Here is a 26534-nt window from a genome sequence, read left to right as displayed (position 1 = left end):
TCTCCCAGGACCGCGCGTTCTCCTCGAACCCCTCAGCAGCCGCCGATACCGCAGCCAGCACCCACCACGGCAACTGGCCTTGAGCCGCTAGGCCCCGCCATGCCGACGCCACCGCCAAGGAAGCGACGGCCATGTCATGCGCCGCCAGGGCATCCCCGCCCTGCGCAGTCCGCTGCGTCATCGCGCTGTAGTGGCGGTACGCGGCTTCCCAGGTTTGGACCAGGTGCGGGGATGCCACCCCCAGCGCCCCGCCCGCCATCACGCCGCCTTGGGCGTTGACTCGGCAGCGGCGGAAGCCCGGCCCGACTTCGCTCCGCCGCCGGACGCCGCAGCCTTGAAGCCAGTCGCGCGGAACAGGTAGGACTGGTACTTGAACTCGCCCTGACCGGCCACCTTCGGCTCAGCCGTCAGGCCCTCCAGTTCGATCGGCCGCATACCCGGCAGCACCTCCGACGTGGTCGGCACCGGCTGCACATCGGCCAGCAATGTGATCTCGAACGATGCGCGCTTGGCCTTGACCTCGTCCGGGTCGGTCACGGTGACCTTCCACTGACGCTTGCCCGTCACCTCGTCGACCCGCTGACGAGCCGGACGACCCGCAGCCCGGTCTTCCCGCGACTGGTACTCGTTGTCCGGCGAGACTTCGCCGACCATCACGAGGCCCTGCCCAAATGCTTCGTCGAAGTCGATGGCGAAGCGGTGTCCTTTGTAGATAGCCATGTCGTTAGTTCCCTTGCTTGTCTGTGTCTGTCGGCATTTCGTCGCCGTCTTTGCCCCTTGCGGCAGCCGCGCTCAGTGCGGCCTGTACCTCTGCGAGTTCTCTCCCCAGCACCGCTATCGCGTCGGAATCGACGAGCAGGACCACGGGGAACGCCTTGCCGAAACGGATCTCCGCCCGGTTGGCATAAGTGAGCGCACGGACGCGGATCGGCAGGTCTGCCGTGACGTGGATCTGGACCGTGTCACGCATCGGGCGCTCAGATCACGAACCGGCGAGCTGTCCACGATCCCGAGCCGCGCGCGGACACTGCCCGACCGGCGGTTGGAGTCGTCATGCCTGCCTCCCTCTTGGTGTCGAGGTGCTGGGGCGAGTCCCCGGCAACCTGGCACCTAATCTCCGCCAAAACGCGGGACGTGATCACCACGTGGCGGGACATCTAGGGACGTCCCTGGTACGGTCGAAGACGTCCCTACAAGTCCCTAGGAGGGCGGATGCCGAACGAACGCCTGCGGGACGCCCTGCTGCGCAACGGCCTCACTCCGAAGCAGGTCGCCGACGCAACCGGGGTCGACCAGAAGACCGTGGAACGGTGGATCACCAAGGGGCGGACGCCATACCCGAAGCACCGGCACAAGATCGCCGCGATGGCGCGCGAGTCCGAGACCTACCTCTGGCCGGACTCGGTGGCCCCGGAGCGCAAGGCAGAGACGGCCGCCGCCGAGGTCGTGCGCGTGTTCCCGCACCGCAACGCCATCCCCGTCGAGCTGTGGGACCGGCTGATCAAGGAAGCGTCGGACACCGTCGAGGTGCTGGTCCACGCTGCGCTGTTCCTGGTGGAGCGCCCGCGGTTCATCAAGGACCTGACAGCAAAAGCCCAGGCCGGGGCCAAGATTCGGCTGATTTTCGGAGATCCCGAAGGGGAGAGCGTCGCTCTGCGCGGCGACGAGGAGCAGCTAGGCGACGGGACGCTTGCGGCGCGCATCCGCAACGCGCTGGCGTTCTACCGGCCGCTGATCGGGGTAGACGGGGTGGAGATGCGCTTCCACAACACGACCCTCTACAACTCGATCTTCCGCTTCGACGACGAAATGATCATCAACACGCACGTCTACGGCTTCCAGGGAGCCCACGCCCCATCTCTGCACCTCCGCCGGCTATCCGCCGGGGACCTCTTCGAGACCTACTCGGAGAGCTTCGAAGCCGTCTGGAATCTCGCCAAGCCCGCCACCTTTTAGGAGGCCACACATGGCACGCGTCGACTACTACAACGACCCGAACGCCCCCAAGGCCAACAGCATCGCGGTCGCGGTGTCCGCGTTCATTCAGGACGACGAAGGCCGCATCCTGATGATCAGGCGCACCGACAACGACCTGTACTCGATCCCAGGTGGACAGCTCGAACTCGGCGAGACGCTGTCGCAGGCCGCCGTGCGGGAGGTTCGCGAGGAGACCGGCATTGAGTGCGAGGTGACGGGGGTTGTCGGGTTGTACTCGAACCCCAATCACGTCATCGCGTATGACGATGGTGAGGTGCGGCAGGAGTTCTCAATCTGCTTCCGTGCGCAAAGGCAGGGTGGCTATCTGCATACCAGTGAAGAAAGCAGAGAGGTCCTTTGGGTAGAAGAAGAAAGTCTCGACAATCTGAATATTCACAATTCTATTCGATTGCGTCTAGTGCATGCACTAGAATTGCGGGACTCGCCTTTCTTTAGCTAGCCCTAGTCGAGCTTTTCAAAAACGGGTCTTGGTGCAATAACAGGCGTCCGCTGTTCGTTGATGTGGAGCCACTCCGGTGGGTCCACTGACACAAGTTTGTGTTCGACCTTGATGAGGTCTTGTTGCGCCGCTTCATCGAGTGCATCGAGAATGTCTATAACCTTCGACTTTTCGTACTTTTCAAGTTGTTTCTGAATTTTCTGCGCTTTCGCACTTGGCTTATAGTAGTAGGGTGCCCTGTCGTGCTTGCCTACTGTCAAGATTGCTTCAGCCACGGCTTCGTAGCCATCGTTGAATAACCCCATAAAGCCGTCTGGGTCCGGGAGGACCGCCATGTGTAGGGATTGGAAGCGTCGAATTCCGGGAGCGAGATCTATGGCTTGGGGTACAATTGCCACCCGAAGGCCCGGTCCGTCTTCAAGCTGGTGCCAATTGCTCTTGATTGTAGTAGCTGCGAATTTTGTCTTGTTCTCGTCGCTGAGGAAGATATCTGTTTTCCATACCTTTTTAATTCTTTCCCTGAGTCGAGTCTCGCCACGAGATCCCATTGCCGCTACAGGGACCCAAGGGCCGAACTTAAACGGTCGACCAGATCCGTCCGGCAGTAGGACGGCATCACCACTTGCGTTGTTGATGACTGCCTCGGTAAAACCTAGGTACTTAGCTCGCTCATAGCCGAACATCAAGGATGTTGGTGTATCTGAATAAGCAAACGACTTTGGGCTGACCTTCCTCAAAGCATCGCTAATTACCTCGGTGATTCGAGGTTCTTGCCCTTGGATTGCTTCGTGTACTGCCCATTCAAACCCGTCTCCGCGAAGCCCTTTGTCACGATGTAGGCGTGCAACCTTCGATAATTGGCGGAACGTGACGTCGACGCGGTCGCAGTTAAAATCTTCAAGATCCCCTTGTGAAAGTTGATCGAGCATTGCCCGCACGACCGATCGGGCGACTGCATAGAGTGCGCGCCCATATTCGTCGACCGGTGCGACCTGGTCCAAAAAGGTAACGTCTGCCATGATGCGTATGATTCCAATCATTGTTTTGACAGTAAGTCTCGCCGGTGACCCGCATGGCGCGTCCTATCGCGATCCATGCCGGGGCGGCCGCATCAATCTTTCAATCTGGCTGCGGCCAAGCAGCGGACGCGTCGACTTTGTTGCGTATGTATTCGGTGGTAGACCAAAAGAGTTTATTGGGGTGCACTTGAGTGTACGTCAAGCTCGTCTTCCCAGTGTGGAATGCGCTCTGCGATAAATTGAAGTATTAGTACATAGAAGCTACCGCCGAGAGCTTGAATGCGTTCAACGATATTGTATCCACCAAGGTCGTAGTCGCGTTTAAGTTTTGCCTCCAAGGCGATGACCACGCGGTTTACATCTCTTCGGCTTTCCTCGAATTCAACTTCTCGCCTGCTTGGCTTGTAGCTAAGAGTTAGATGAACCAGCAATGTTAGCGCGAGAAATGGTCCAATGAGTCCAAAGATAATTTTGAAAAGTAAGGGGAGCCCGCCCGTGGGCTGCATGTATTCAACGCCGTTTACCACGAGAGCGTTCAGGGTGTAGTCGATGCACGTCAAGATTGACGGCGGACGTTCGAGCGTAAAGGACTCAGGGTAGACTTTAACGAGCGCCATGTTTATGAACGCGCCGCCTAAAAGAACCTCTAAGAGCAACCAAGAGAACGAGAGTATTCCAAATAGTACCGTGACGCCTGCCTTTCGATAGCTATTTAGCTGATGCATCCAGAACCCAGTCGCGCGGGTTAGGCAGAACCCCAGTGCCATGCGATCTCGGAATAACTCCAGCTGAACCTTGTTGAACTTCTTGATTCTTGGATCGCGCAGCTCCGGTTGAAGGCCGACATAACTGGATAGGTTATTTACTATCTTGACGATCACATCTCGCTGCAACGTGATAAATTTGGAGCGCTGAAATGAGTTCCTGCCAGTGCGCCACATGAGCACTCCGATCACAGCAACTACACACGCTCCTGAGAGTACAACGAGAGGTCTGTAAGTAGAGATTTGAATAATGAGAGCCGCTTCAATTAAAAGAACATATAGGGGTATCAATGTCTTGTAGCTTCTAAATAGTGAAACTAGCACGTTAAGCATGCCAAACAGTAGCGTCCAGCTTTTGCGTCTGTAAACGACGCGTGGAATCTTCCATATTAGAATAACTACGGGAAAGAAGATGACGTACAGGGTTGCCAAAAGGAGTGCCTTGTCTTTGAGGCGGTTGCCAATCACTAAAAGAACGGCAGTCAAGGCGGCATATATGAACAGTCTATAATCCAGGATAGGTAGCAGTCTTGGTGATATTGCGTTAATTGCTAACCTGTCAAGGTCCGCTATGAAGACCTTTACTAATGAGTAGATCCAGGCCGTAGATGCCAACAGGTCTAAAGCTACGATCTTTCTTTTTAATCTCTTCTTCTCGTCGGGTGACTTCTCCGGTTTTGGCTTATTTGCTTTGTTGGAAGTTTCTTCTTCGATAAGGAGTGCGATGTCAACTTTGTCCCAGATGGTGGGGGCGTTTCGGCGACCTACTGGCGGCTTCTTTTTCATGGAAATCTCCGAATTTTGGGTGCGAACGCTGCCGAACTTGGCTCTATGGGATCAAGGCGCGCCGCCGTCGGCGGCGCGCTGGTCACCTTGCGTCCGCGTCTCGCCTGCGGGCGCACCTTGCCCGACACGGCGGGCTGCCGCTCCGCTCCGCCCACCGGCCGGGCGGTGCGCCCGCTGCCGCCGTGGACAGGTGCAGCCGCCGCCAGCGGCGCGCAGGTACGCCAATGAGCACGTCGGCCTCCTCGCTGAGACATTCGTGCCACCGATGTCGCAGACGGACCAACGGCTGTTACGCGGAGCCATCGCCCCGATGCCAGATCGTCACAACGGCCGTCACGCCGCGTCAAGGCGGGAAAGCGTGCCTTGACCCGACGAGACGGCCGCGTGGATGGCTTCGTATCGGGGAGATGGGGGAGGAGTGGGCGAGTGTCAGGCCGTCTCCAGGCCGTCAGACGTCGGGCGGGGGTGAGAACACGCGAGAAGTGTCCAGCCCTGTCCGCGCAGGTCAGCGGCTACGAGCGGCGATCATGCCCACGTCAGCGAAACCGGGCATCAAAAGATCAACATGTAGCTGGTCTCGTGAGTGGTAAGGACGGTTCTAACGACCCGAAACACTCACGAGCACCTGTACCGCACCGGCGGTCTCACGTGCTTGTTGGGACGACACGTGTGATCCGACGGACGACGCGCGTGACTGGATGGACGACACGCGCGCGACGGGTGTTTCGCCGCGAGTCGTCCGCCTGAACACGCGTGTCGTCCCGTCAATCACGTGTGTCGGCCGTCCAATCACGCGAAACAGCCACCCGTGCACTCGCGAGACGCGAGCCGCAGGCGACCAGCCTTGCGAAAGTGGCTTTCGCAGCGCTCGGAGCAGCAGGGACCAAGATCGGCCAGGTGGGTCGTGAGTGGCAATCAGGGTTAGAACCCGAATCGCCACTCACGCCCCACCGGACCCAGCGCCCACCGCAGCCCGGNGGTCGTGAGTGGCAATCAGGGTTAGAACCCGAATCGCCACTCACGACCCACCGGACCCAGCGCCCACCGCAGCCCGGCCCGACCAAGTAGGTGACTGCTTAGAGCGTGTGGGTGGCGATCAGTTGGCCGATGGCGCGGATGTCCGAACCCCGGAACTCCAGCCGCACGTTCCCCAGCCCGCTGAACCAAAGGTCCAGCTCGGCATCGAGGTCGAAGGTGCCCGCGGTTTCGATCGAGAAGGCCTGGATCCTGTTGTACGGCAGCGAAGTGAAGTCCTTCTTCTTGCCCGTCATGCCCTGGACGTTCACCGCGATCAGCCGCTTGTTCGTGAACACCACGAAGTCGCGCACCGCCTTGAACGACGAGATGATCTCCTCGCCGGGGATGATGATCGGCTGTACCGTCGGCGCGATGTCCTTCGGCTTGCACGGCGTGAGTTTGAAGACGGTGTCCTTGGAGAAGTCAATCATGTAGTCCAACATACGGACGAACGCGACATCGGGACCCGTCCCCGGCGGCGTCCCTCATAATGCCGGGCAACAGGAGGAGGCACGATGAAGCGGCTCACGACGACGCACGAGAGCCTGGCGCTCGGCGTGCCGCCGTCGGCTCCCGGCGCGGTGTTCGCGCTCACGCTCGCGGGCGGCGTGTCCGTCGACCCCGGCGAAGGCGGCGAGATCACTTTCGGACGCAATCGGCCCCAGGTCGACGTCTGTGTGGGGGAGAACGACCTGCAGGTCAGCCGCAGGCACGGGCTGCTGAACTTCACCGACGGGCAATGGTGGGTCAGGAACACCGGCCAGCTGCCCATCCGCTTGCCGAATTCCCGCTGGCTGTCCCGCGGCGAGGAGCCGATCCCCCTGTCGGACGGCTATACGCCGCTGTTCGTCCGCGGTTCGGGCAGGCGGGAGCACCTGCTCGAGTTGTACGTCGCGGGGCCCGAGGGAGGGCAGCCTGTCACCCGGCACGACGACGTCACCGTCCCGCCCCGCCGCTGGCGCCTCAGCGCGGAAGAACGCCTGGTCCTGGTCGTCTTCGGGCAACGGTATCTGCTGCACGACCTCAATCCGCAGCCGTTGTCCCGTCAGCAGACGGCCGAGGTGCTCGCCGAACTCCGGCCCGGTGAGACGTGGACCGCGCGCCGCGTCGAGCACGTCGTCATCGACGTCCGGGCGCGGCTGTCCGCCGGCGGCGTTTTCGGGCTGCGACGAGAAGAAGTCGGCGAGCCGGTCGGCAACGCGTTGAACGACAACCTGTTGCGAGAGCTCGTGCTGTCCACGACCCTCGTCCCGCCGGATCTCGCCCTGCTCGAGGCGCTCGACTGAATGTGTCCATAAAGGACAGTCAGCTCACGCCTTCCATCGCTGCCTTCGCGACGTCGCTTCCCCTGTCCGCCTCGCCCGCGACCTTCACCAGCGCCGCCGTCGCCTGATCCCGGCTCTCTTCGGCCTTCACGCGTCCCGCCGAGGCCGCGTTCACGCCGAAGAAGGCGCCCACCACGGTGCCGATCACCGTTCCCGCCGCGGTGATCACCGCCGTGACGTCGGAGGTGTTCGGGTACCGCCAGACCGCCGCGACCGCGATCACCGCGAGCGCGCTCAGCCCCGCCAGCACCGTCATGAATCCGTAGTTCTTGCTCATGGCCCGCTCCCTTCAGGCTCTTTGGCGGCTGCTTCGCCCGAACGGCGCCCATCGTTACGGCGAAAGGCCGGACTGTTATCCGCCGATGCCGAAACGGACGTCGTGTGCCGAGCCCGGCGCTACGAATTCCAGGAGCCGTGCGCCCTCTTCGGCGATCGAATCCTGATCTCGCAACGGCTTCCGCGATTCGATCGTCAGGATCGCCCCTTTGATCGCCCAAATGGCCAGGAATTCACCGTCGACGAGCAGAGTGCCCCGGCGGCCGCCGTTACCAGGAGGCAACGGCACGCGGCGGCCGTCGGGGATCACCCGCGCGCGGTCGGCGTGGGAGAGCAGGACGTTGTCGTACTCGGGCAGGAACCGCGGCGGCGCCGGGGTTTCCGGGTCCGGCCGCGGTGCGTCGGGAAGGTCGAACAGTTCCTTTCCCTCGGTGTCGCGGAAGGTGATCAGCCGTGGCCGGAGTCGCTCGAAGACCTCCTTGAGCCTGGTGAGCCCCGACCACACCTGCGCGTCGCGGACGGTCGCCGGGCCGAACGCCTTCAGGTAACGCACTACCAGGTCGTCGAGGGAGATCCCGGACGTGACCGGCTCACCGACCCACTCTTCGAGCAAGGCGAACGCGGCCGGGCCGGTCTGGCCCCACAGGCCACGCGGGGTCACGTGCGCGAGCGGGAGCAGGCTGTTGACCGCATACGCGAGAGTCTGCGGGTCGGCGTCCGGCCATCGAGGCGCCAGTGCGGTCCGGATTTCGGCGCGTGTGCGGGGCCGTTCGGCCAGCAGTGCCCGTCCGGCTTCGGCGATCGCGGCGAGGTCGAGCCCGGCGATCTCCCGCGAGTAGTGGCCGAGGAAACCGCGCTCGACCACTGATCTGACGGTCGGCCACAGGGCGAGGCCGTCGGCGGCCGTGACCAGGTGGACCGTGCCGCGCATCAGCGTCGACCGGACGACCTCGCGGGCGGCCAGCGGTTTCGCCAGCTCGTCCACCTGGAAATCCCGCAGTCGTGACCACAGCCCGACATAGGACGAGTCGGGGGCCTGCGCCTGGAGGCCGGCCAGCCGCTCGATCGCGGTCACGGCGGGCAGATCGTCGCGATCGAGCAGGAGCTGCCTGGCCAGTGTCGCGCGGTTGAGGGCCCGTGGGCTCAGCTGGTCCATGGTCAGACGCACTTTCGCAGGAAGGAACGGAGGTCTTCGGCGAACAGACCGGGGACCTCCATCGCCGGGAAGTGGCCGCCGGCGTCGTACTCGGACCAGTGTTCCACCGGGCCGTCCTGCAGGCTCCGGATCGTGGTGTCCCCGGCGAAGACGGCGATCCCACGCGGCGGACCGGCGGGCGCCTCGCCCCAGCCGCCTTGCGACATCTGCCGGTAGACCTCCATGCCTTCGTACACGGCGTGCGCGGAGGAGGCGCCCGCGCCGGTGAACCAGTACAGGCTGACCGCGGTCAGCAGGTGGTCGCGATCAACGGCTTCGTCCGGCAGTTCCTTGGCCGGATCGGTCCATTCGGCGAACTTCTCCACGATCCAGGCGAGCTGGCCGGTGGGGGAGTCGTTCAGCGAATAGGCCAGCGTCTGCGGCCGGGTGGCCTGCAAGTGCAGGTAGCCGAGGCCGTCGGACTGGAACCGGTTGAAGCGTTCACCGCGCTCGCGGTCCTTGTCGTCGAGGCCGTCCAGGTCGACCGCGGGTCCGAAGGGCATCCCCGCGCTGGTCCCGGTGAGGTGCACGCCGACCACGCGGTGCGCCGCGATCATCGACAGGATGCCCGCGACCCCGGCGCCGGCGTCGGTGCCGTGGACCCCGAAGCGCTCGTAGCCGAGGCGGTCCATCAGCGTGGTCCATGCCTGGGCGACGCGGAACAGGTTGCCCCAGCCGGGGCCGCTCACCGGGTTCGAGAACCCGTAACCGGGCAGGGACGGGATGACCAGGTGGAACTCGTCGGTGAGCTCCTCGACGACCCGCCGGAATTCGAACGGCGAGCTGGGCCAGCCGTGCGTGAGGAGCACCGGCAGCGCGTCCGGGGCGGTCGAGCGGATGTGCAGGAAGTGGATGGTCTGGCCGTCGATCTCGGTGGTGAACTGCGGGATCTCGTTCAGCTCGGCTTCCTGGGCGCGCCAGTCGAAGCCGTCGGCCCAGTACTCGGCCAATCCCTTGAGGTAGGCGACCGGGACGCCTCGGCTCCAGTCGCCGGTGACCTCGCGGGGCCAGCGGGTGCGGTGCAGGCGGTCCTTGAGGTCGTCGAGTTCGGCCTGGTCGATGGCGATGCGGAAGGGCTTGATTTCGGTCATGGGGCTAGATTAGGAACGATTGCGGAAAGGTTCGTTCCGCGATTGCGGACAAGGTGGGATTCATGGCGGAAACTTCGGCGAGACTGCTGCGACTTCTGTCGTTGCTGCAGGCCAGGCGTACTTGGACGGGGCCGGAATTGGCGGACCGGCTCGACGTCACCACCAGGACCATCCGGAACGACATCGAGCGGCTTCGCGGCCTGGGATATCCGGTCGACGCCACTCCCGGCGTCTCCGGTGGCTACAGCCTGGGCGCCGGCGCGGCGATGCCCCCACTGCTGCTCGACGACGAAGAGGCCGTCGCGGTGGCGATGGGCCTGCGCACTGCCGCGGGCGGCACGATCGCTGGGATCGAGGAGACGTCGGTGCGCGTGCTGGCGAAACTGGAGCAGGTGCTGCCGTCGCGGCTACGGCACCGAGTCGCGGCGCTGAATTCCGCGACGCTCGCGGTGCAGGGCGGGGGGCCCACGGTCGACGCCGAGGTGCTCGCGGCCATCGCCGCCGCCTGTCGTGACCGCGAGACCCTGCGCTTCGACTACGTGGGGCACAGCGGATCCGAGACACGAAGGCAGATCGAGCCGCACCGCGTCGTGCACATGAGCCGCCGGTGGTACCTCGTCGGCTGGGACGTCGACAAGCAGGACTGGCGCACGTTCCGCGCCGATCGGGTGCGGCCGCGGATGCCCAACGGCCGACGGTTCGAGGAACGCGAACCACCCGAAGGCGGCGTGGTCGCCTACCTCCAACGTGGCGTCGGCGCCGCGTTGTGGCGGCACCACGCGACGATCCGGCTGCACGCCCCGGCCGCCGAGGCCGCGGCGAAGGTGCCGCCCGCCGTCGTCGTCGAAGCCGTCGACGAGCGGACCTGCCTGCTCAAAGCCGGCGCGGACACGCTGGAGTACCTGGCGCTCTACCTGGGCCTGCTCGACACCGACTTCGAGGTCGTCGACTCCCCGGAATTCGCCGGGCACCTGCGCAAACTGATCGGCCGGTTCAGTCGTGCGGTGGATGCTTGACGTCGAAGACCAGTTCCGGGCGCTCCCAGGTGATCTTCGGCGGGCTGGGCGGTACGACGCCGACGCGGCGGGCGCCCATCCGCTCGTAGAACCCGGCCGCCGGCGGATGGGAGACGACGCGGAGCTCGGTCATGCCGAGGTCCGCGGCCTGCCCGAGCATGTGCTCGATCAGCCACGCGCCGATGCCCGTGCCCTGAGCCGAATCGGCGACGAACAGCAGGTCCAGCTCGGCCGGGTACTCGATCAGGCTGTAGAAGCCCACCACATCCCGCTGCGCGTGGGCGACGAACGCGGGATGGGTGGCGAGGTAGTCCTCCGTGACCTGGTAGTTCTCGAGGATCGACGCGTACTCCCCTTGGTAGGCGGCCGATTCGTGCATCAGCGCCGTCAGCCTGCCGGCGTCGGAAGCGCTTGCCCTGGAGATGCGGTAGCTCGTCACGAGCGCAGCTTAGAACGTCACACCGACAATTCTTGACCTCCAGCTATCTGGAGGTATGAGGCTGGGTTCCGACAGCAGGGGACGAACTGGAGGAACAAGATGAAAGCGGCCGCGTTCACGGAAGCCGGTGGCCCGGAAGTGCTCCGGGTGCTGGAGCTGGAGGAGCCGCACGCCGGGGCGGGGGAAGTCCGGGTGCGGGTGAAGGCGGCGGGGGTGCAGCCGTACGACGCGGCCGTGCGGGCGGGATGGGAACCCGCGGGGCTCGAGCTGCGTTGGCCGCGTGTCCCGGGGAACGAGTTCGCCGGGGCCGTCGACGAGGTCGGTTCCGGGGTTACCGGCCTCGTCTCGGGGGCCGAGGTGCTCGGCTTCACCGCCGTGCGGGCATACGCCGAGTACATCGTGGTGCCCGCGGAGAACGTCACGCCGAAGCCGGCGGAGATGCCGTGGGAGGTCGCGGGCGGGTTCACGGCGGGGACCCAGACGGCGTATCTGGCACTGGACGCCCTCCGGGTCGCCCGCGGCGAGACACTGCTGATCCACGGAGCGGCGGGCGCGGTGGGCACGGCCGCCGTCCAGCTCGCCGGGCTGCGCGGGGCGAAGGTGATCGGGACGGCGAGCGAGGCGAACCAGGACTACGTCCGTTCGCTCGGCGCCGAACCGGTGGTTTACGGCGACGGCCTCGCGGACCGGGTGCGCGCCCTCGCGCCGTCCGGCATCGACGCGGCGCTGGACGGCGCGGGCGGGGAAGCCTTCGACCTTTCTCTGGAACTGGTCGGGAATCCGGACCGCGTGCTCACCCTGGTCGAGCACGGGCGCGCGCCCGAGGCCGGGGCGCGAGTGGTCACCGGGACGCGGTCGGCCGAGCGGCTGGGGATGCTGGCGTCGTCGTACGTCAAGGGGGAGTTGCGATTCCTCGTCCGGCGGACGTATCCGTTCACCGAAGCCGCGGCGGCGCACCGGGAGATCGAGACCGGGCACGGGCGGGGCAAGGTCGTGCTGACCTTCCCGTAGAGACCTCGTGAGTGGTAAGGACGGTTAGAACCGTCCTTACCACTCACGAGCCCCAAGACCCCCGCAGCTTCCTCACCACTCCGCGCACCACGAGCGGCGTCACGATCGCCACGAAGAGCACCAGCGCCGCCCAGCCCCCGAAGCCGCCGAACCCGCCTTCGTCGTAGGCCGCCGGTGCGGCTTCCCGCCAGTTCTTCGAGCCGCCGCCCGCCGATTCCTCGTCGGGGCTCGCCGTCGCGGTCGCGGTCTTGTCGCCGGTGGCCGGACCCGTGCTCGGGCCGGTCGACGCGTTCGGTCCGGCAGCACCCGTCCCAGCCGCGGGTTTGCCGTTCGGGGCGATGATCCCGGCGGTCACCAGCGGGTCGGGCGGGCTGGTGGCGCCCGCGCCGAGACTGCCGCGGAAGGTCGGGTTGGCGCAGTTGCCCGCGTTCAGCTGTTTCGGCGGCTGCCCGGTGAGCCGCGCGTTGGAGTTCATGATCTCCTGCGACAGGTTCGGCGGCAGCGGCGAGTAGCCGATACGGGCCATGTTGATCTGGCCGTCGCAGGCCACGTGTTCGAGGAACGCGGTCATCGTGTCGGTCTTGCCCTGGTCGCCGTAGCCACCGCGGCAGGTGTCACGGCCGCTCGTACAGGGCATCATGATGTAGGAGTACGCCGAAATCGGGTAAGTCTTCGGGTCCGCGTTCGAGTAGACCTTGTCGAGTTTCTGGCTGAGGTCCGGGCGGAGTTCCGCGTGCTTCAGCGCGGAGGCGATGTTCTCCGCGTAGGGCTGCGTGTACTGCCCCGCGCCGTTCTGCACCCATGCCGACGGCACGTTGTGGCGCTGCGCGTAGGCGAATTCGTCGTAGGCGATGGAGAACGGGATGGTCGCTTTGCCGATGGCCTGCGCGATCTGGTCCGAGTCCGCGAGCAGCCGGTACCAGTCGGCGTCCGGTCCTCGTTCGGGCAGCTGGATCGGGCGCACCCCGGCGGGCAGGCTGCCCATCCCGTTGCCGACGTTGCGGGCGACGAAACGCTGGTACGCGTCGGGTGCCGCGTGCGCGACGAAGTCGTAGAACAGTGCCGTCGTCCCGGATTGCCCGGTCCGCCCGACCAGCGTGATGGGCTGGTCCGGCAGCGACTTCCCGCCGTTGGTCGCGGTGATCGCCGGATCGCTCCAGCGGGTGATGTCCCGGCTGAAGATGCGGCCGATCACCTCGCGGGTGAGGTGCAGGTAGTCGACCCGCTTCCCGGCCTGGTCGGTGACGTTGTACATGACGGCGACCGCGCCGGCGACGTCCGGGACGTACTGGTAGCCGCGGGTCTGGACGGTCACGCCGCCACCGCCCGCGGCGAGCAGCGAGGAGATTTCGGCTTCGGTCCCGCCGAAGTCGACCGTCCGGTCGCCGTACTGGTTGACCCCGGCGGGTGAGTTGGTCGCCGAGTAGTTGACCGGGATACCCCGTGACGTCGCGCCGTTCTGCCAGTCGGTCATCGCCACACCGACATAGCTGGACCCCGAGCCCGTGACCCTGCTGAGCGCCGCCGCGCCGGGCGCGCCCGCCACGGAGATCGAGAGCAGCAGCGCCGAGATCCCGCCCAAAGCGCCCACTCTGCGCAAGGTCGTCATCCGAATCGCCCGTTCACGTAGTCGTAGGTGCGCTCGTCCGACGGCGCGTTGAAGATCGTGTCCGTCGGACCGTGTTCGATCACCCGGCCGGGTTCGTTCTCGGCCGCGAGGAAGAACGCGCAGTGGTCCGAAACCCGTTGGGCCTGCTGCATGTTGTGCGTGACGATCACGACGGTGACCTCGTGCCCGATCTCGGCGATCGTCTGCTCGATCCGCCGGGTGGACGTCGGGTCGAGGGCGGAGCAGGGCTCGTCCATCAGGAGCACGTTCGGCTGGACCGCGAGCGAACGGGCGATGCAGAGCCGCTGCTGCTGCCCACCGGAGAGGGCGCCGCCGGGTGAGCTCAACCGGTCGCGGACCTCACGCCACAGCCCGGCGCGTTCGAGACTCTGCTCCACCAGCGCGTTCTTGTCGTCGCATTTGACGCCGGCGAGTTTCAGCCCGGCGAGCACGTTGTCGCGAATGGACATCGCCGGGAACGGGTTCGGCTTCTGGAACACCATGCCGATACGCAGCCGGACCTGCTGCGGCCGGGTTCCATCGGCGTAGATGTCCTGGCCGTCCAGCAGGACTTCGCCGGTCAGCGAAGCGGACGGGACGAGCTCGTGCATCCGATTGAGGATGCGCAGGAAGGTCGACTTGCCGCAGCCCGACGGACCGATCAGCGCGGTCACCTCTTTGGCGGGCATCCGCAACGACACACCTTCGAGGACCAGCCGGTCGCCGAACCAGGCGCCGATCTCGCGCGACTCGAGTTCCGCCGCACCGGGCGGGGGACCGCCGGTCAGGGTGGCCGGCGGCCTGACGTCCACAGTGGACAATTCGGTGGTGTCGGTCACCGGTTCTCCTTCGTTCTTTTCGCCTTGCGCTTCGACCGGTCGCGTCCGACGATCCTGGCGATCGCGAACAGGCCGAAGATGAGCAGGATCAGCACGAGCGCGCCGACGTAACCGCGCTGCTGGACGTTTTCCAGCGGCTGCTTGATGAAGCGGAAGATGAACAGCGGGATGCTCTCCTGCGGCGCGGAGAACGGGTTGGCGTTCATCGCGAGCGAGCCGAACGAGGTGAACAGCAGCGGGGCGGTTTCGCCCGCCACCCTGGCGATCCCGAGGATCACGGCGGTGGTTACCCCGGTGCGCGCGGTGGGCAGCACGACCGACCACACCGTCCGCGCCCGGCTCGCGCCGAGTGCCAGCGACGCCTCGCGCAGGCCGTCCGGGACCAGCCGGAGCACCACGTCCACGGTCCGCGTCACCGTCGGCAGCATGACCATCGTCAGTGCCAAGGTGGCCATCAAACCGTTGTAGCTGAACAATCCCACGCCCGCCTGGATACCGGGGATGATCAGCGCCGCGTAGATGAACAGGCCGGCCACGATGGACGGGAGACCGCTCATCGCGTCGACCATGATCCGCACCGGGCGGCGGAACCGCGACCGGGTCTCGTTCAGGAAGATCGCGGTGAGCACACCCAGCGGAACGACGAACACCAGGGTCAGCGCGGTCTGCTGAAGGGTGCCGACCACCGCGTGCAGACCGCCGGTCGCGGTGACCGGATCGGTCGGCGCGACCGCGGACATGTCGTGGGTGAAGAAGCCCAGGCGCAGGTACGGGGCACCCTCGATCACGATGTAGGTCAGCAGGAACAGCAAGGGGACGAGCAGGGTGAGCGCCCCGGAGACCACGATCGTCGACACGAGCCGGTCCGACGCGGCCAGTTTGCCCAAGCGGTCGCGGGTGACGAGGTAGAGCATCGCCAGGTACAGCAGGTAGGCGACGATCAGATCCGCCGGCCAGCCGGGGGAATCCAGCAGCAGGTGCATGACGAACCAGGTGAGCAGCGTGGCCGACACCGCGCAGCCGAGCGCCGCCAGCCGGTCCTGTCGCGTGGTCTCCGACGGGCGCCGTTTGACGAGTTTGCGCGGGCCGGACGCGACCGGGGGAGTCAGTGTCGATGTCGTCGTGGTCATCAGGCATCCACTCCCGCACCGGACCGGCTCTTCGAGATGATCACCGACGCGGTGAAGTTCGTGGCTAGGGTGAAGACGAACAACACCAGGCCCGCCGCCATCAGCCCGGACAGCGAAAGGCCTGAGGCTCCGGAGTTGTTGGCGATGAACCCGGAGATGGTCGCGCCGCCGAACTGGAGTATGTGCTGCGTGATCTCCGGAACCTGGGGCAGCAGCAGGGAAACGGCGATCGTCTCGCCGAGCGCGCGGCCGAGCCCGAGCATCGAACCGCCGATGATGCCGCCCCGGCCGAAGGGCAGCATGACCGTTTTGACCATCCCCCACCGCGTACTGCCCAGAGCGAGCGCTGCTTCCTTTTCCCCGGGCGGAGTCTGCGCGAACACCTCACGGATCACCGAGGTCGTGATCGGGAGGACCATCAGGGAGACCACCAGTCCGGCGATGAACATGGACTGGATGTACAGCGTGTTCTCCTTGGACGCGAACAACGGGAACCAGCCGAGGTTCTCGGTCAGCCACGTCGAAACCGGGACGATCTGCGGGCCGAGGAAGCTGAATCCCCACAGGCCGTACAACAGGCTGGGAATGGCGGCGAGCAGGTCGACGAGGCCGGTGAGGAAGCCGCGGATCCGGCCGCTGGAGTATTCGGTGATGAACAGCGCCGCGAGGATGCTCAGCGGCACGGCGACCAGGACCGCGATGAGCGCGACCACGATCGTCCCATAGAGCAGGCCCAGCACGCCGAGAACGCCGGAGGCGGGGTCGAACCGGATGGTGGTGAAGAACCCGAAACCGCTGTTGTCGAAGGCAGGCCCGGACCGGTAGACCAGGAAGAAGCCGATGACCAGGAGAATGCCCAGCATGGTCAGCCCGGCGCCGGTGGTGACCCGGCGGAACGCCCGGTCGGCCCGGGAAAGGACTTCGGTGATCGCCCGCCTCACCGGGGCTCCCGGTGAGGACGGGCCGGGCCGGGGTGGCGCGACGGTCACGAGCGGCCTTCCTTCGTATCGGTGGGCAAACGAGTTCAGGGCACACCACGTCGCCCCTCGATGCGGCCAGTATGTGGTGCCCGATACCGCGAAAGGTGTCCAAGCGGGGAACGCCCGACGGGGCGCGTGTGAATCTGTGCCGGGGCGGGTCCGTGGGCGGTTGACCCCGAACGGGCGACTCGGGGACGTTGGTTTCGGCGCGGCTCGTGATCGAGTCCCGCTCTCCGCCGTATGCCCGCGCACCTTGGGAGTCGTCCGTGTTCTTCGTCCGCGCAAGACAAGCCGGGATCTTGCTGATCTGCGGGGTGCTGATGGTCACGGGGGTGTCCGTCCCCGCGGCGCAGGCGCAAGCGCCGGCGAACCCGCCGTACACCCTCAAAACCGAGCCCGCCGATCTGTCGGCGGCCCGGAACGGCGACCCGGTGCGGATCACGGTGTCGGGATTGGCGAGCGGTGCGCAGGCGTCACTGAGAGTCTGTCCCAAGACCTTGCCGGACAATCTGATCAAGGTCGCCGGTAAACCGCCTTGGGCGCGGGACAGCAGCGTCAGCGCGCGCGTCCGGGCCTACTGCGGAGAGCTGAAGGACGAATTCATCGCGAACGCGGCGCATATGGACAGTGCCACGGGCCGCCGCAGCAGCAGAACCGGCGACATCGTCATCGACACCCAGATCCCGCTCGGCGCCTCCACCCCGAAACCGATCATCTGGGACCCGCTGTACACCACCTTCAACAAGAACGCCGAAGGTCAGCCGGACAAGCCGCCCACGGTTTCCTGGGCGGCCAATCCCGACGTCGTCGATCCGGCGACCGGTGCGAAGACCCGCAACAAGTACTCGTTCCGGTGCGATGAGAACAATCCCTGTTCGGTCGCGGTCACGATCACCGCGAAGAACGCGGACGGCGCGTTCGTGACCTGGATCGACAGCTCGATCGAATTCACTCCGTCGCAGCAGGCGATCGGCGTCGAAGGCTGTAAGGGCGCCGGTCAGAACACGCTCAGCGCCAGCATGCCGGAGCGGCTGGGCCGCACCGCGGTCGCTTGGAACCAGGCGCTCTGCGCGCCCACCCAGGCCGAGCAGCCGGCGAACATCGTGAGCGAGACGGAAAACGCCGGTCTGACCGCGTTCGACAAGGGCACCTCGGATCTGGTGGTCACCGGCAGCGGGAACGCGCTCGCCACCCAGACCGTCCGGGACCGGCAGTACATCCCGGTCGGGATCAACGCGGCCGTCGTGGCCGCGGTCGGCTGGTCGCCGACCGACACCGACGACAACGGGAGTTCGCTCAACGCGAAGTTCACCGGCACCCTGCGGTTCACCCACGACGAAGTGGCGAACATGGTCACCAAGGGGGGACAGCAACCCGATCTGGACGGCCGGGGTGGCATTTTCCGGAACGGTACCCCGCTGATCGGCCGTAATCCGGGGCTCGCCGCCGTCACGCGGGAGAACGAGGCGAACGCGGCCAGCGCCAGGGCCGGCGCCGAGAGCCTGGATTTCTTCGGGGTGACCGGGGAATCCGGGCCGGGCACCGTGCCGCTCGCGCTGAGCAGGGTCCTCGCCGGGGCGGCGCCGGGGGCCTGGGTGTTCCCGAAGAAGGGGACCGAGTACTTCGGTGAGCTGAACGGGAAATCGCCAGGGGTGATCTCCGATCTCAACGCGCTCGATCCCGGTGCCCGATCGCTGCACAACGTCGACGCGAAAACCGGTCAGCTCGCCGTGCGCAAGACGGTACAGAACGGTGTCGTGGGAACGGGATTCGTCTGCACCGGCGGCTGCATGAGCTGGGTGATCACCGATCTCGCGACGGCGAGGGCCTACGGCTGGGCGCCGGTCGCGCTCCCGGACGGCAAGGGGAACTTCGTCGCGCCGACCAGGGAAAGCCTGCAGCTGGCCGCCGATTCGATGGAGGTCGGCGCGGACGGGACCGTGCAGCCGGGCACCGTGACCAAGGACGGCGCGTACCCGTTGACCTTCGTGGAATACCTGGCGGCACCGGTCAATCCGTTGATCGACGCGACCTGCAAGCCGATGACCGAGAAGCAGGCGCAGCTGAAGGCGGTCGCCGAACTGGCGAGCGGCTACGGCCAGTCGCTGCTCCCACCGGGGATGACCCCGTTGAGCCCTGGCCTGGCGGCCACCGTTCCCGCGCGAGTGGCCAAGATCGGCACCGGGACGGTCCAAGGCGCCTGTCAGGAAAGGGAAGAAGCGAAGAATCCGCCACCGGCGGGCGGGAACGGTGCCACGACGGCCGCCACTTCCTCGTTGACCGGTCCCAGCGGGGGAACGGGTTCGCCTGCCGGGACGTCGGCGACGGCGGCCGCCGCCGGTCCCGCCGCCGCGGCCGCGCCGACGCCGGAAAGCGTGCTGGCGGCCAAGAATCTCGCCGAGTCGATCGACATCCCGAAGTTCGCGGGAGCCGGCGTGCTGGGTGCGTTGATTCCCTTGGTGGCGTTGGTGATCCTGGCGACGCTCCCGTCCGCGACCGCGTACGTCGCCGCCGGGCGCCCGGTGCCGAGATGGCTGGTCGTCGCGCTGGCCGAGATCGGGGCCGCGTTCGCCATGCTCTTCGGTCTCCTGCGGCGTAAATCGGCCGGAGGGGCGGCGTGAGCACCTCCGTCGAAGAGAGGCACCAGGAACCGGAAACCCGTTTCCTGAGTTTCGGTCCGGGATGGATCGGCGCCGTCCTCGCCGCCTGGCTGGTCACCACGGTCGTGGCGCTGGCTCTGGTCGTCTACGCGCTGGGGCCGATGCTCCAGGCGAGCGACCAGCGGAAGGCACTGGGCGAGATCCGCGGTGAGATCGGTCTGGCGCTGGGTGCCGGCCAAAGCCTCTTCGGCGCCGCTCCGCCCACCGAACCGGTCGAGTTCGGCAAGCCGGTCGCCGTGCTGGAGATTCCCGCGCTGAAACTGCAGCAGGTCGTCGTCGAAGGCGCGTCGAGCGGGGAAACCGCGTCCGGGCCGGGCCACGTGCCGGGGACCGCCGGTCCTGGGCAGCCGGGCAACGCCGCGATCGTGGCGCGCAACGCGGGTTACGGCGGTCCGTTCGGTTCGCTGGAGGCACTGGGGCCCGGTGACGAAATCGTCGTCGCGACGACTCAGGGCAAATCCGTCTACCGGGTGACCGAGAAGGCCACCCGCCCGCTCGACGAGGGTGCCGACTACGGCAAGACCCAGAACGATCGGCTGACCTTGGTGACCTCCGCGTCCTGGTGGCCGCTGGCCTCGCAGGAAGCGACCGTGGTGACCGCGGTCCTGGAGGGCAGGCCGTTCCGGCCCACCCCGCAGAACGGCAAGGCGGACGCGCAGGACGGGCGGACCGGCGACGGCGACGCGTGGGCCGGGCTGGTGCTGGCCTTCGGCGGATTCTTGGCGGCGGCGGCCGGGGCGACCTTCCTCTACCGCCGGTGGCGGCCGGTTTCCACCTACGTCATCACCGGGCCGGTGCTGCTCACTCTGGCGTCGCTGGCGGCTTTGGCGCTTTGGCGGCTGTTTCCGGCGTGGGCTTAAGAGCGATTTCGGTCTTTTCGGGCCGAAATCGCTCTCACCATGTGGCTCTTCCCCCGATACCGACTTTGGTCGGTGGACTCCTCACTGATCACTCTTTAGATTCTCCCCATTGCACCCGGTCAGGGGTAATTCATTCGGGCGACCGAAGGAATTTCTGTCACGGGCTGTGTCGGTGAAAAACAGGGAGAGAGTTCGATGAGCAGATTCAGCCGGGTGGTCACATGCTCGGTTCCGGTCGCGGTCGGTGCTTTGCTGCTGTCGACCGCGGTTTCCGGTGCCCAGCCGTCGGAAGAGGTGCGCACCCAGGCGGGGATCAGCGCACTGCAGAGCATCAAGAAGAGCCTCACCCCGGCCGAGCGCAAGCAGTCGAGCCAGCTCGTCGTCGAGAAGCGCCTCCGCGCCGACAAGGGCCTGGCCGGCAAGCTGCCCGAGTACCGGACCGGGCTGGGCGTCAGTGACGCCGGCACGGTCGCGGTGGACATCAAGGGCGCCGGACAGTCCCTGGTGGACGCCGTCAAGGCGGCGGGCGGCACCGTCCGCTACGCCTCACCCGCCGGAGCGATCCGCGCCGATCTCCCCCTGACCGCGGTGGACGCGATCGCCGGACGCGGTGACGTCGCCGAGGTCAAGGCCGCTTCCCAGGCCATGACCTGGAACGAATCCGCGCCGCAGGACCGGCGGCAGGCCGCGGTCAAGAAGACCGCCGCCGCGCTGCAGGTCGCCGAGGGCGACAAGGCGCACGGCAACGACACCGCCCGGACCAAGTACGGCGTCACCGGCGCGGGCCAGAAGGTCTGCGTGCTCTCGGACGGCATCAAGTCGCTCCAGGCGTCGCAGACCGCCGGCGAGCTCCCCGCCGTCGACGTCCTCCCCGGCCAGGCGGGCAGCGGTGACGAGGGCACCGCGATGCTGGAGATCATCCACGACATGGCGCCCGGCGCCGCGCTCGGTTTCGCGACCGCCTTCACCAGCGAGCAGAGCTTCGCCGACAACATCCGCGCCCTGCGCACCACCGGCAAGTGCACGATCATCGTCGACGACGTCTCCTACTTCGACGAGTCGCCGTTCCAGGACGGCCCGGTCGCGCAGGCCGTCAACGACGTGACCGCGGACGGCGCGCTCTACTTCTCCTCCGCGGGGAACTCGGGCAACCTGACCGACGGCACCAGCGGCTACTACGAGGGTGACTTCCGTGGTTCCGGCAGCAAGATCTCCGGGATCACCGGGACGCCGCACGACTTCGACCCGAGCGCCGCGACCCAGCTGTACAACGCGCTTTCGCCGAACTCCGTCGGCCGCTACGTCACCCTGTTCTGGTCCGACCCTTGGGGCAAGGCCACCAGCGACTACGACCTGTTCGTCCTGAACTCGTCCGGTGCGGTCGTCGCCTCCAGCGAGGGCGCGCAGAACGGCACCCAGAACCCGTACGAGATCGCCCAGGTCCCGGCCAGCGGCTCGGGCTTCAAGGTCGCCGTGGTGAAGTACAGCGGCGCCGACCGGTTCATCGCGCTCAACGTGATCCGCGGCCGATTCGTCGCCTCCGGTGACCTGAAAGCCTTCAGCACCAACGGTGTGACCTCCGGCCACTCGGCGGCCGTCAACGCCTTCAGTGTCGCGGCCGCCCCGGCCGCCGGTGCCTTCGGCCGCGCGCTCGAGGCCGGTGACCCGGCGAACCCGGCCGGTCCGTACCCGGGTCTGTTCACCGGCGCGAGCAAGTGGGAACGGTTCACTTCGGACGGTCGCCGTCACCAGTTCTACAACCCGGACGGTTCGGTGATCACCCCCGGAAACGTGTCCTCGACCGGCGGTGCGACGCGGAACAAGCCGGACATCACCGCGGCCGACGGCGTCGCGACCTCGGTGACCGGCTTCCAGCCGTTCTTCGGGACCTCGGCCGCCGCGCCGAGCGCCGCCGCCATCGCCGCCCTGCTGAAGCAGGGCAAGCCGACGGCGACCCAGGCGGAGATCCGGAACGCGCTCGTGTCGACCGCGATCGACCTCGGCGCCCCGGGCTTCGACCCGGTCACCGGCGCGGGCGTGATCATGACCGACCCGGCGCTCGCCGCACTGGGCGTCGCCCCGAAGTAACAACACCTTCAGGGCCAAGGTCCACGACCGGATCGACCGGCACGGCCATCGGTTCATCGCCCATGCCCCGTTCNTCTAGCGCCGGGCCGTTTCTTGCTTTGCCGGGTCAGGACTTGACGCAGGACAGGCCGTTCGGGCCGGAGACGGTCAGGAAGCCGTACCGCTTGATGGTGGTGGCGAGCCGGCCACCGCACAGCGGGCTGGCGGTCGCGGCGGTGTCACCGGCGGCGAAGCCGACGGCGCGCTGGGCCTGGTCGTAGCTCGGGGTGCGGGTGTCGAGGACGTGGTAGACGCTGCGCGAGCCCAGGAACGCCGTGGTGAAGGCCGGGGTGTAATTGCCGGCCGAACCGGCGACCGGGGAGCCGTCGAAGCCGGCGCCGGCCAGCGGGTTCACGGTGAAGCCCGCGCGCTTGTCCGCGGTCACCGCGTTGCCCTGGGCGATCCACTGCGCGATGGAGAACGGGGCGATCGCGTTGGCACGGTCGGCGGCGGGGATGGAGTTGCCGTCGTGCTCCTGGAACCGCTTGATGGTGACCGGCTTGGTGGTGGGGTCGAAGCCGAGGACGGTGGTGGTGAAGAAGCTCAGCGTGCCGGAGCCGGTCTGGGGAAGGTAGACGATGATGGCGGCGTTGGCGCCACCGACCTGGTTCCAGTTGGTGATGGAGCCGTCGTAGATACCGCGCAGCTGCGCCAGCGTGAGGGACAGGCCCGCCCCCGAGCCGGTCGCCGAGGAGGACCAGGTGACACCGTCGGTGGCGAAGGCGTAGTACTCGAACGACGCGGGGTCGGACGAGCCGCGGGGCGACGACGACCGCGCGATGTCGATCTTGCCGTCGCCCGCGTCGCCGGAGGCCTTGAGCGCGGCCTTGCCCTGGGACGAGCCGTTCGGCGGCAGGGTGGTCGTGGTGTTGTAGACGACCTCGTCGGCGTACAGGTCACCGGGAACGGTGAAGGTGCCGCCCGGCGCGAGCAGCGGCGGGATGTTGACGTGGTTGTCCGGGTCGGTGTTCCAGGCGGCGCCGTTGGCGTTGGCCAGGATCGCGCCGGTGATGTCGACGGTGGTGTCCGAGCCCGCCGCGGCCAGGACGTCTTCGAGGCCGTTGGCCGGGGCGACCGCCGAGGCGGTGCCGGTCAGGGTGAGGCAGGCACACGCGGCGATCGCGGTGGCGCCGAGAAACCGAGTGGTACGAGCACGCATCTTGTTTGCACTCTTTCTCTAGTCCCCAAGTCGTCACGGGATTCCGTGACTTGCCACAATCCTCGCTCCGCAACACTGTCCGACGACGGTGCTTCGCGTTCCCGCCCGACGTCCTGGTGGTTAATCTCCGGGGAACGCACTTTCCGTGAGCGGCCGTCACGGAGAACGATTCGGTGAAATACCGCCGGAATCGCGACGGTATTTCCGGCGCCAATCGGCGATGGTCTCGATCCCTTCGCCGATGGACGCCTCGGTGGTGGCCGAGCGGAATCGGTCGAGGCCGCGTTGCGCCTCGATACGCCGCCCGTAGGCATGGCTGGCGATCGCGACGATGCGGTCTTCCCGATGCAGGCGCCAGCGCCAGCGCCCGCCGCTGAGATGACTGAAATCGCTGGTCAGCTCGGAAACATGGGTGCTGAGCCAGGCGATCGCGGCTAGGCATTCCTCGGCTCGCGGATAGTCGCCAGGCGCCGAACCCAGCGACACGTTGTTGCCGCCGAGCAGCCGCCATCGGATGGTCTGTTCGCCGGTCTGGACGAGTTGAAAGCGTGGATTCTTCGGTGCTGAATTCCCCCTGGTCACATTCCGTGAATCGCCTCGATGTGGTGAAGGGGTTACCGGTTTCGCTTAAGGCGCGACGGCCGCCGGGTGAACGTTTTCTCTCCGGCGGCGGCGCGCTAGCCTGAACGGACGCGGGTAACCGGAAAACAATCACCGAGCCGGATCGGTCCGGCACGGTCTGCGAGGAGGTTCGATGGGCAACGGCAGGACCGCGGTCGTCACCGGGGCGGGTTCAGGGCTCGGCAGGGAGATCTCCCGCGCGTTACTCGGCGCCGGTTACCGGGTCGCCCTCGCCGGCCGCCGCGCGGACGCGCTGGTCGAGACCGCCGACGGCGCCGCGGACGCGCTCCCGGTGCCCACCGACGTCGCCGACCCGGAGTCCGTCGCCGCGTTGTTCGAGACCGTCCGTGCGGAATGGGGGCGGCTGGATCTCCTGGTGAACAACGCGGGTGTTTCGGTGGGCGGGACCGTCGACGAACTGTCCTTCACGGACTGGAAACGCGCCGTCGACACCAACCTGACCGGGATGTTCCTGTGCGCGCAGCAGGCCGTGCGGCTGATGAAGGCGCAGGACCCGCGCGGCGGGCGGATCATCAACAACGGTTCGATCTCCGCGCACGCCCCGCGCCCCGCGTCCGTCGCCTACACCGCGACGAAACACGCGGTGACCGGGCTGACGAAGTCGATCTCCCTCGACGGGCGGGCCTGGAACGTCGCTTGTGGACAGATCGACATCGGCAACGCCGCCACCGAGATGACCCTGCGGATGGCCGACGGGATCCCGCAGGCCGACGGCAGCGTCAAGGCCGAGCCGACCTTCGACGCCCGGCACGTCGCGGACGCCGTGCTGTACATGGCCGGGCTGCCGCTGGACGCGAACGTCCAGTTCCTGACCGTCACGGCGACCGCGATGCCGTACATCGGGCGGGGCTGAAGGGGACTTTCCCCGCATCTCACGCGGTGAAGGGCGCTTTCGTCGCGTCGGATGCGGGGAAAGCGTCCTTCGCCCCGGCCTCTCCTGGTCCGAAGTGGAGCGCGTGTCGCGAAAGCCACTTTCGGGACATCTGACGTCGCGAAAGTGGCTTTCGCGACACGCGCTTGGCCGGCGATCACCCCCGGAAGCCCTAGGCCCTCACGGGATCACCTTCGCCTTCCGGAACTCGTCGAACAGCCGGAAGAACATCGCCGAGGTCTCGGTGTATTCGTGGAAACCGGCCCGCCGGGCCTTCGAGCCGTCCGCGAACATGTCGTAGTCCCAGCCGAACACGAAGTCCGCGAAGCCCCACGACGAAGAAACGGCGCTGTAGGGCACGTCGAGGCCGTACTTCGCGGCGATCGACGTCCAGAGTTCTTCCTTGTCCGCCATGACGACGTCCAGCGACATCGGCAGCGGCGGCGCCACCTCCAGGTCGAAGTACCGCGCGATCCGCGGCCAGAGGTCGCTCCACCGGAACAGGTCTCCGTTCGCGATGTTGTACGCCTCGTTCTCCGAACCGGTGGCCCACACGGTGGCCTTCGCCAGCAGCCCGGCGTCGGTCATCTCCAGGAGGCTGTCGTACGCGCCGGGTTTGCCGGGGAAGCGCAGCGGCAGGCCGAGTTCCTTCGAGATCGACGCGTAGACCGCGATGGCCAGCGCGAGGTTCATCGGGTTGCCCAGCGCGGTGCCGCCGACCACCGACGGCCGGATCGCCGACCACGTCCAGGATTTCCCGGCCTGCCGCTTGTCCAGGAACTCCTGCTGGTCCACATTGAACTCGGGCGGCATATGCCCGGCGTCGTCTTCGCGCGCCGGGGTCTTGAACGGGCCGAGGTGGGCGCCGTAGACCTTGTAGCCCTGCATGAGACTGATGTGGCGCAGTCCGGGCGCGGCGGGTTCGATCGCGTCGACGAGGTTGGTCAGCATCGCCAGGTTCGGCGCGACCAGTTCGGCCCACGTCGGCTTGTCGACATAGGCCGCGTAGAACACGTGCGTGACGTCGTCCAGGCCGCCGAGCTTCGCGCGAGTGTCGTCCGCGTCGAGCAGGTCGACCGCGATCTGGCCCGGGCCGCCGCGGCGCGACAGGCCGATGACACGCCAGCCGGGCAGGGTCTCCAGGTGTTCGATCAGGTTCTTGCCGATGACCCCGTTGGCCCCGGCGACCAGGGCGACCTTGCGTTCTTCGTTCATGTCTTCAAGCCTGGACCCGCGATAGAGATAAGTCCAAGGCATAGATATCACTGTTCCGATAAACTC

The 26534-nt window shown here is 66.6% G+C and carries 26 protein-coding genes; 10 read left to right on the top strand and 16 right to left on the bottom strand.

All coding sequences use genetic code 11. The annotated features are described in order from the left end of the window. Positions 1 to 258 precede the first annotated feature (258 nt). Positions 259 to 720, bottom strand: coding sequence for a hypothetical protein (locus LCL61_RS09445; protein WP_340686485.1), 462 nt, complete (start codon positions 718 to 720; stop codon positions 259 to 261). Positions 721 to 724: 4 nt separating this feature from the next. Then, complete coding sequence (locus tag LCL61_RS09440) at positions 725 to 970, bottom strand: hypothetical protein (protein ID WP_276368013.1); 246 nt, start codon at positions 968 to 970, stop codon at positions 725 to 727. 242 nt (positions 971 to 1212) lie between these two features. Here LCL61_RS09440 and LCL61_RS09435 point away from each other — a divergent pair, with 242 nt between their 5' ends. Both LCL61_RS09435 and LCL61_RS09430 read left to right on the top strand, forming a co-directional pair. Then, on the top strand, positions 1213 to 1956 hold the full coding sequence (locus LCL61_RS09435) for a DUF5919 domain-containing protein (protein ID WP_005162385.1): 744 nt from the start codon (positions 1213 to 1215) through the stop codon (positions 1954 to 1956). A gap of 10 nt (positions 1957 to 1966) precedes the next feature. Beyond that, the gene (locus tag LCL61_RS09430; protein ID WP_340686484.1) at positions 1967 to 2437 is read left to right on the top strand and encodes an NUDIX domain-containing protein; all 471 of its coding nucleotides are present in this window, start codon (positions 1967 to 1969) and stop codon (positions 2435 to 2437) included. A gap of 2 nt (positions 2438 to 2439) precedes the next feature. On the opposite strand, the gene LCL61_RS09425 is transcribed toward LCL61_RS09430, so the two are convergent. Together LCL61_RS09425 and LCL61_RS09420 are read right to left on the bottom strand one after the other, a co-directional pair. Beyond that, positions 2440 to 3456, bottom strand: a complete 1017-nt coding sequence (locus LCL61_RS09425) for a hypothetical protein (protein WP_340686483.1) — start codon at positions 3454 to 3456, stop codon at positions 2440 to 2442. A gap of 173 nt (positions 3457 to 3629) precedes the next feature. Further along, positions 3630 to 5006: a hypothetical protein gene (locus tag LCL61_RS09420; RefSeq protein ID WP_340686482.1), complete on the bottom strand. Its 1377-nt coding sequence runs from the start codon at positions 5004 to 5006 to the stop codon at positions 3630 to 3632. Between the two features lie 45 nt (positions 5007 to 5051). Here LCL61_RS09420 and LCL61_RS09415 point away from each other — a divergent pair, with 45 nt between their 5' ends. Continuing rightward, positions 5052 to 5234: a hypothetical protein gene (locus LCL61_RS09415; protein ID WP_340686481.1), complete on the top strand. Its 183-nt coding sequence runs from the start codon at positions 5052 to 5054 to the stop codon at positions 5232 to 5234. 848 nt (positions 5235 to 6082) lie between these two features. Here the strand turns inward: LCL61_RS09415 and LCL61_RS09410 are convergent. Further along, entirely contained in the window at positions 6083 to 6454 is a 372-nt protein-coding gene (locus LCL61_RS09410; protein ID WP_026467493.1) for a PH domain-containing protein, read from the bottom strand. Between the two features lie 84 nt (positions 6455 to 6538). Between LCL61_RS09410 and LCL61_RS09405 the strand changes: the two genes are divergently transcribed. Continuing rightward, positions 6539 to 7309 (top strand): FHA domain-containing protein, encoded by a 771-nt coding sequence (locus tag LCL61_RS09405; protein WP_340686480.1) that lies wholly within the window; start codon positions 6539 to 6541, stop codon positions 7307 to 7309. Between the two features lie 19 nt (positions 7310 to 7328). On the opposite strand, the gene LCL61_RS09400 is transcribed toward LCL61_RS09405, so the two are convergent. From LCL61_RS09400 to LCL61_RS09390, 3 genes are all read right to left on the bottom strand, one after another. Further along, positions 7329 to 7625: a hypothetical protein gene (locus LCL61_RS09400; protein ID WP_340686479.1), complete on the bottom strand. Its 297-nt coding sequence runs from the start codon at positions 7623 to 7625 to the stop codon at positions 7329 to 7331. Positions 7626 to 7700: 75 nt separating this feature from the next. Then, positions 7701 to 8780 carry a winged helix DNA-binding domain-containing protein gene (locus tag LCL61_RS09395; protein WP_340686478.1) on the bottom strand — a complete coding sequence of 360 codons (1080 nt, stop codon included), beginning with the start codon at positions 8778 to 8780 and terminating at the stop codon, positions 7701 to 7703. Between the two features lie 2 nt (positions 8781 to 8782). Then, positions 8783 to 9910, bottom strand: a complete 1128-nt coding sequence (locus tag LCL61_RS09390) for an epoxide hydrolase family protein (protein ID WP_340686477.1) — start codon at positions 9908 to 9910, stop codon at positions 8783 to 8785. A 62-nt stretch (positions 9911 to 9972) separates the two neighbouring features. Between LCL61_RS09390 and LCL61_RS09385 the strand changes: the two genes are divergently transcribed. Beyond that, positions 9973 to 10926 (top strand): helix-turn-helix transcriptional regulator, encoded by a 954-nt coding sequence (locus LCL61_RS09385; RefSeq protein WP_340686476.1) that lies wholly within the window; start codon positions 9973 to 9975, stop codon positions 10924 to 10926. Here LCL61_RS09385 and LCL61_RS09380 read toward each other — a convergent pair. After that, positions 10904 to 11365, bottom strand: a complete 462-nt coding sequence (locus LCL61_RS09380; RefSeq protein WP_340686475.1) for a GNAT family N-acetyltransferase — start codon at positions 11363 to 11365, stop codon at positions 10904 to 10906. The two genes, LCL61_RS09385 and LCL61_RS09380, sit on opposite strands and share 23 nt — an antisense overlap. Before the next feature lie 99 nt (positions 11366 to 11464). Between LCL61_RS09380 and LCL61_RS09375 the strand changes: the two genes are divergently transcribed. Beyond that, the gene (locus LCL61_RS09375) at positions 11465 to 12376 is read left to right on the top strand and encodes an NADP-dependent oxidoreductase (protein WP_340686474.1); all 912 of its coding nucleotides are present in this window, start codon (positions 11465 to 11467) and stop codon (positions 12374 to 12376) included. Between the two features lie 43 nt (positions 12377 to 12419). Here LCL61_RS09375 and LCL61_RS09370 read toward each other — a convergent pair whose 3' ends face one another. Genes LCL61_RS09370 through pstC form a run of 4 tightly spaced genes read right to left on the bottom strand, consistent with a single transcriptional unit; the run spans position 12420 to position 16943 of the window. After that, on the bottom strand, positions 12420 to 13985 hold the full coding sequence (locus tag LCL61_RS09370; protein ID WP_340686473.1) for a substrate-binding domain-containing protein: 1566 nt from the start codon (positions 13983 to 13985) through the stop codon (positions 12420 to 12422). Next, complete coding sequence (locus LCL61_RS09365) at positions 13982 to 14797, bottom strand: phosphate ABC transporter ATP-binding protein (RefSeq protein ID WP_425342036.1); 816 nt, start codon at positions 14795 to 14797, stop codon at positions 13982 to 13984. The genes LCL61_RS09370 and LCL61_RS09365 overlap by 4 nt, the downstream gene beginning before the upstream one ends. A 23-nt stretch (positions 14798 to 14820) precedes the next feature. Beyond that, positions 14821 to 15954 carry a phosphate ABC transporter permease PstA gene (gene pstA / locus LCL61_RS09360; RefSeq protein ID WP_340686472.1) on the bottom strand — a complete coding sequence of 378 codons (1134 nt, stop codon included), beginning with the start codon at positions 15952 to 15954 and terminating at the stop codon, positions 14821 to 14823. After that, on the bottom strand, positions 15954 to 16943 hold the full coding sequence (pstC, locus tag LCL61_RS09355; RefSeq protein WP_340686471.1) for a phosphate ABC transporter permease subunit PstC: 990 nt from the start codon (positions 16941 to 16943) through the stop codon (positions 15954 to 15956). Before pstC ends, pstA begins: the two co-directional genes overlap by 1 nt. A gap of 257 nt (positions 16944 to 17200) precedes the next feature. Between pstC and LCL61_RS09350 the strand changes: the two genes are divergently transcribed. The 3 genes from LCL61_RS09350 to LCL61_RS09340 all read left to right on the top strand — a co-directional run bounded on the left by LCL61_RS09350 (position 17201) and on the right by LCL61_RS09340 (position 22542). Beyond that, on the top strand, positions 17201 to 19555 hold the full coding sequence (locus LCL61_RS09350) for a hypothetical protein (RefSeq protein WP_340686470.1): 2355 nt from the start codon (positions 17201 to 17203) through the stop codon (positions 19553 to 19555). Beyond that, positions 19552 to 20454 (top strand): sortase, encoded by a 903-nt coding sequence (locus LCL61_RS09345; protein WP_340686469.1) that lies wholly within the window; start codon positions 19552 to 19554, stop codon positions 20452 to 20454. Before LCL61_RS09350 ends, LCL61_RS09345 begins: the two co-directional genes overlap by 4 nt. Positions 20455 to 20649: 195 nt before the next feature. Continuing rightward, positions 20650 to 22542 carry a S8 family peptidase gene (locus LCL61_RS09340; protein WP_340686468.1) on the top strand — a complete coding sequence of 631 codons (1893 nt, stop codon included), beginning with the start codon at positions 20650 to 20652 and terminating at the stop codon, positions 22540 to 22542. Positions 22543 to 22648: 106 nt separating this feature from the next. Here the strand turns inward: LCL61_RS09340 and LCL61_RS09335 are convergent, their stop codons facing one another. After that, positions 22649 to 23740, bottom strand: coding sequence for a substrate-binding domain-containing protein (locus LCL61_RS09335; protein WP_340686467.1), 1092 nt, complete (start codon positions 23738 to 23740; stop codon positions 22649 to 22651). A gap of 156 nt (positions 23741 to 23896) precedes the next feature. Further along, positions 23897 to 24322 (bottom strand): DUF1508 domain-containing protein, encoded by a 426-nt coding sequence (locus tag LCL61_RS09330; RefSeq protein WP_340686466.1) that lies wholly within the window; start codon positions 24320 to 24322, stop codon positions 23897 to 23899. A gap of 172 nt (positions 24323 to 24494) precedes the next feature. On the opposite strand from LCL61_RS09330, the gene LCL61_RS09325 reads away from it, so the two are divergent. Then, complete coding sequence (locus LCL61_RS09325; RefSeq protein WP_340686465.1) at positions 24495 to 25235, top strand: SDR family oxidoreductase; 741 nt, start codon at positions 24495 to 24497, stop codon at positions 25233 to 25235. 198 nt (positions 25236 to 25433) lie between these two features. Here the strand turns inward: LCL61_RS09325 and LCL61_RS09320 are convergent, their stop codons facing one another. Further along, positions 25434 to 26468: an SDR family oxidoreductase gene (locus LCL61_RS09320; RefSeq protein WP_340686464.1), complete on the bottom strand. Its 1035-nt coding sequence runs from the start codon at positions 26466 to 26468 to the stop codon at positions 25434 to 25436. Between the last annotated feature and the right edge of the window lie 66 nt (positions 26469 to 26534).

Source organism: Amycolatopsis coloradensis (assembly GCF_037997115.1).
GTDB lineage: Bacteria > Actinomycetota > Actinomycetes > Mycobacteriales > Pseudonocardiaceae > Amycolatopsis > Amycolatopsis coloradensis_A.
This window is presented reverse-complemented; position numbering and strand designations above follow the sequence as displayed.

Bases quoted from the DNA above. Each gene is read 5' to 3' on its own strand.
- LCL61_RS09410 (WP_026467493.1), bottom strand. From the start codon at position 6,454: ATGATTGACTTCTCCAAGGACACCGTCTTCAAACTCACGCCGTGCAAG.
- LCL61_RS09420 (WP_340686482.1), bottom strand. From the start codon at position 5,006: ATGAAAAAGAAGCCGCCAGTAGGTCGCCGAAACGCCCCCACCATCTGG.
- LCL61_RS09415 (WP_340686481.1), top strand. From the start codon at position 5,052: ATGGGATCAAGGCGCGCCGCCGTCGGCGGCGCGCTGGTCACCTTGCGT.
- LCL61_RS09320 (WP_340686464.1), bottom strand. From the start codon at position 26,468: ATGAACGAAGAACGCAAGGTCGCCCTGGTCGCCGGGGCCAACGGGGTC.
- LCL61_RS09375 (WP_340686474.1), top strand. From the start codon at position 11,465: ATGAAAGCGGCCGCGTTCACGGAAGCCGGTGGCCCGGAAGTGCTCCGG.
- LCL61_RS09390 (WP_340686477.1), bottom strand. From the start codon at position 9,910: ATGACCGAAATCAAGCCCTTCCGCATCGCCATCGACCAGGCCGAACTC.
- LCL61_RS09425 (WP_340686483.1), bottom strand. From the start codon at position 3,456: ATGGCAGACGTTACCTTTTTGGACCAGGTCGCACCGGTCGACGAATAT.
- LCL61_RS09405 (WP_340686480.1), top strand. From the start codon at position 6,539: ATGAAGCGGCTCACGACGACGCACGAGAGCCTGGCGCTCGGCGTGCCG.
- LCL61_RS09335 (WP_340686467.1), bottom strand. From the start codon at position 23,740: ATGCGTGCTCGTACCACTCGGTTTCTCGGCGCCACCGCGATCGCCGCG.
- pstA (WP_340686472.1), bottom strand. From the start codon at position 15,954: ATGACCACGACGACATCGACACTGACTCCCCCGGTCGCGTCCGGCCCG.
- LCL61_RS09400 (WP_340686479.1), bottom strand. From the start codon at position 7,625: ATGAGCAAGAACTACGGATTCATGACGGTGCTGGCGGGGCTGAGCGCG.
- LCL61_RS09370 (WP_340686473.1), bottom strand. From the start codon at position 13,985: ATGACGACCTTGCGCAGAGTGGGCGCTTTGGGCGGGATCTCGGCGCTG.
- LCL61_RS09385 (WP_340686476.1), top strand. From the start codon at position 9,973: ATGGCGGAAACTTCGGCGAGACTGCTGCGACTTCTGTCGTTGCTGCAG.
- LCL61_RS09430 (WP_340686484.1), top strand. From the start codon at position 1,967: ATGGCACGCGTCGACTACTACAACGACCCGAACGCCCCCAAGGCCAAC.
- LCL61_RS09340 (WP_340686468.1), top strand. From the start codon at position 20,650: ATGAGCAGATTCAGCCGGGTGGTCACATGCTCGGTTCCGGTCGCGGTC.
- LCL61_RS09325 (WP_340686465.1), top strand. From the start codon at position 24,495: ATGGGCAACGGCAGGACCGCGGTCGTCACCGGGGCGGGTTCAGGGCTC.
- LCL61_RS09445 (WP_340686485.1), bottom strand. From the start codon at position 720: ATGGCTATCTACAAAGGACACCGCTTCGCCATCGACTTCGACGAAGCA.
- LCL61_RS09435 (WP_005162385.1), top strand. From the start codon at position 1,213: ATGCCGAACGAACGCCTGCGGGACGCCCTGCTGCGCAACGGCCTCACT.
- LCL61_RS09395 (WP_340686478.1), bottom strand. From the start codon at position 8,780: ATGGACCAGCTGAGCCCACGGGCCCTCAACCGCGCGACACTGGCCAGG.
- LCL61_RS09440 (WP_276368013.1), bottom strand. From the start codon at position 970: ATGCGTGACACGGTCCAGATCCACGTCACGGCAGACCTGCCGATCCGC.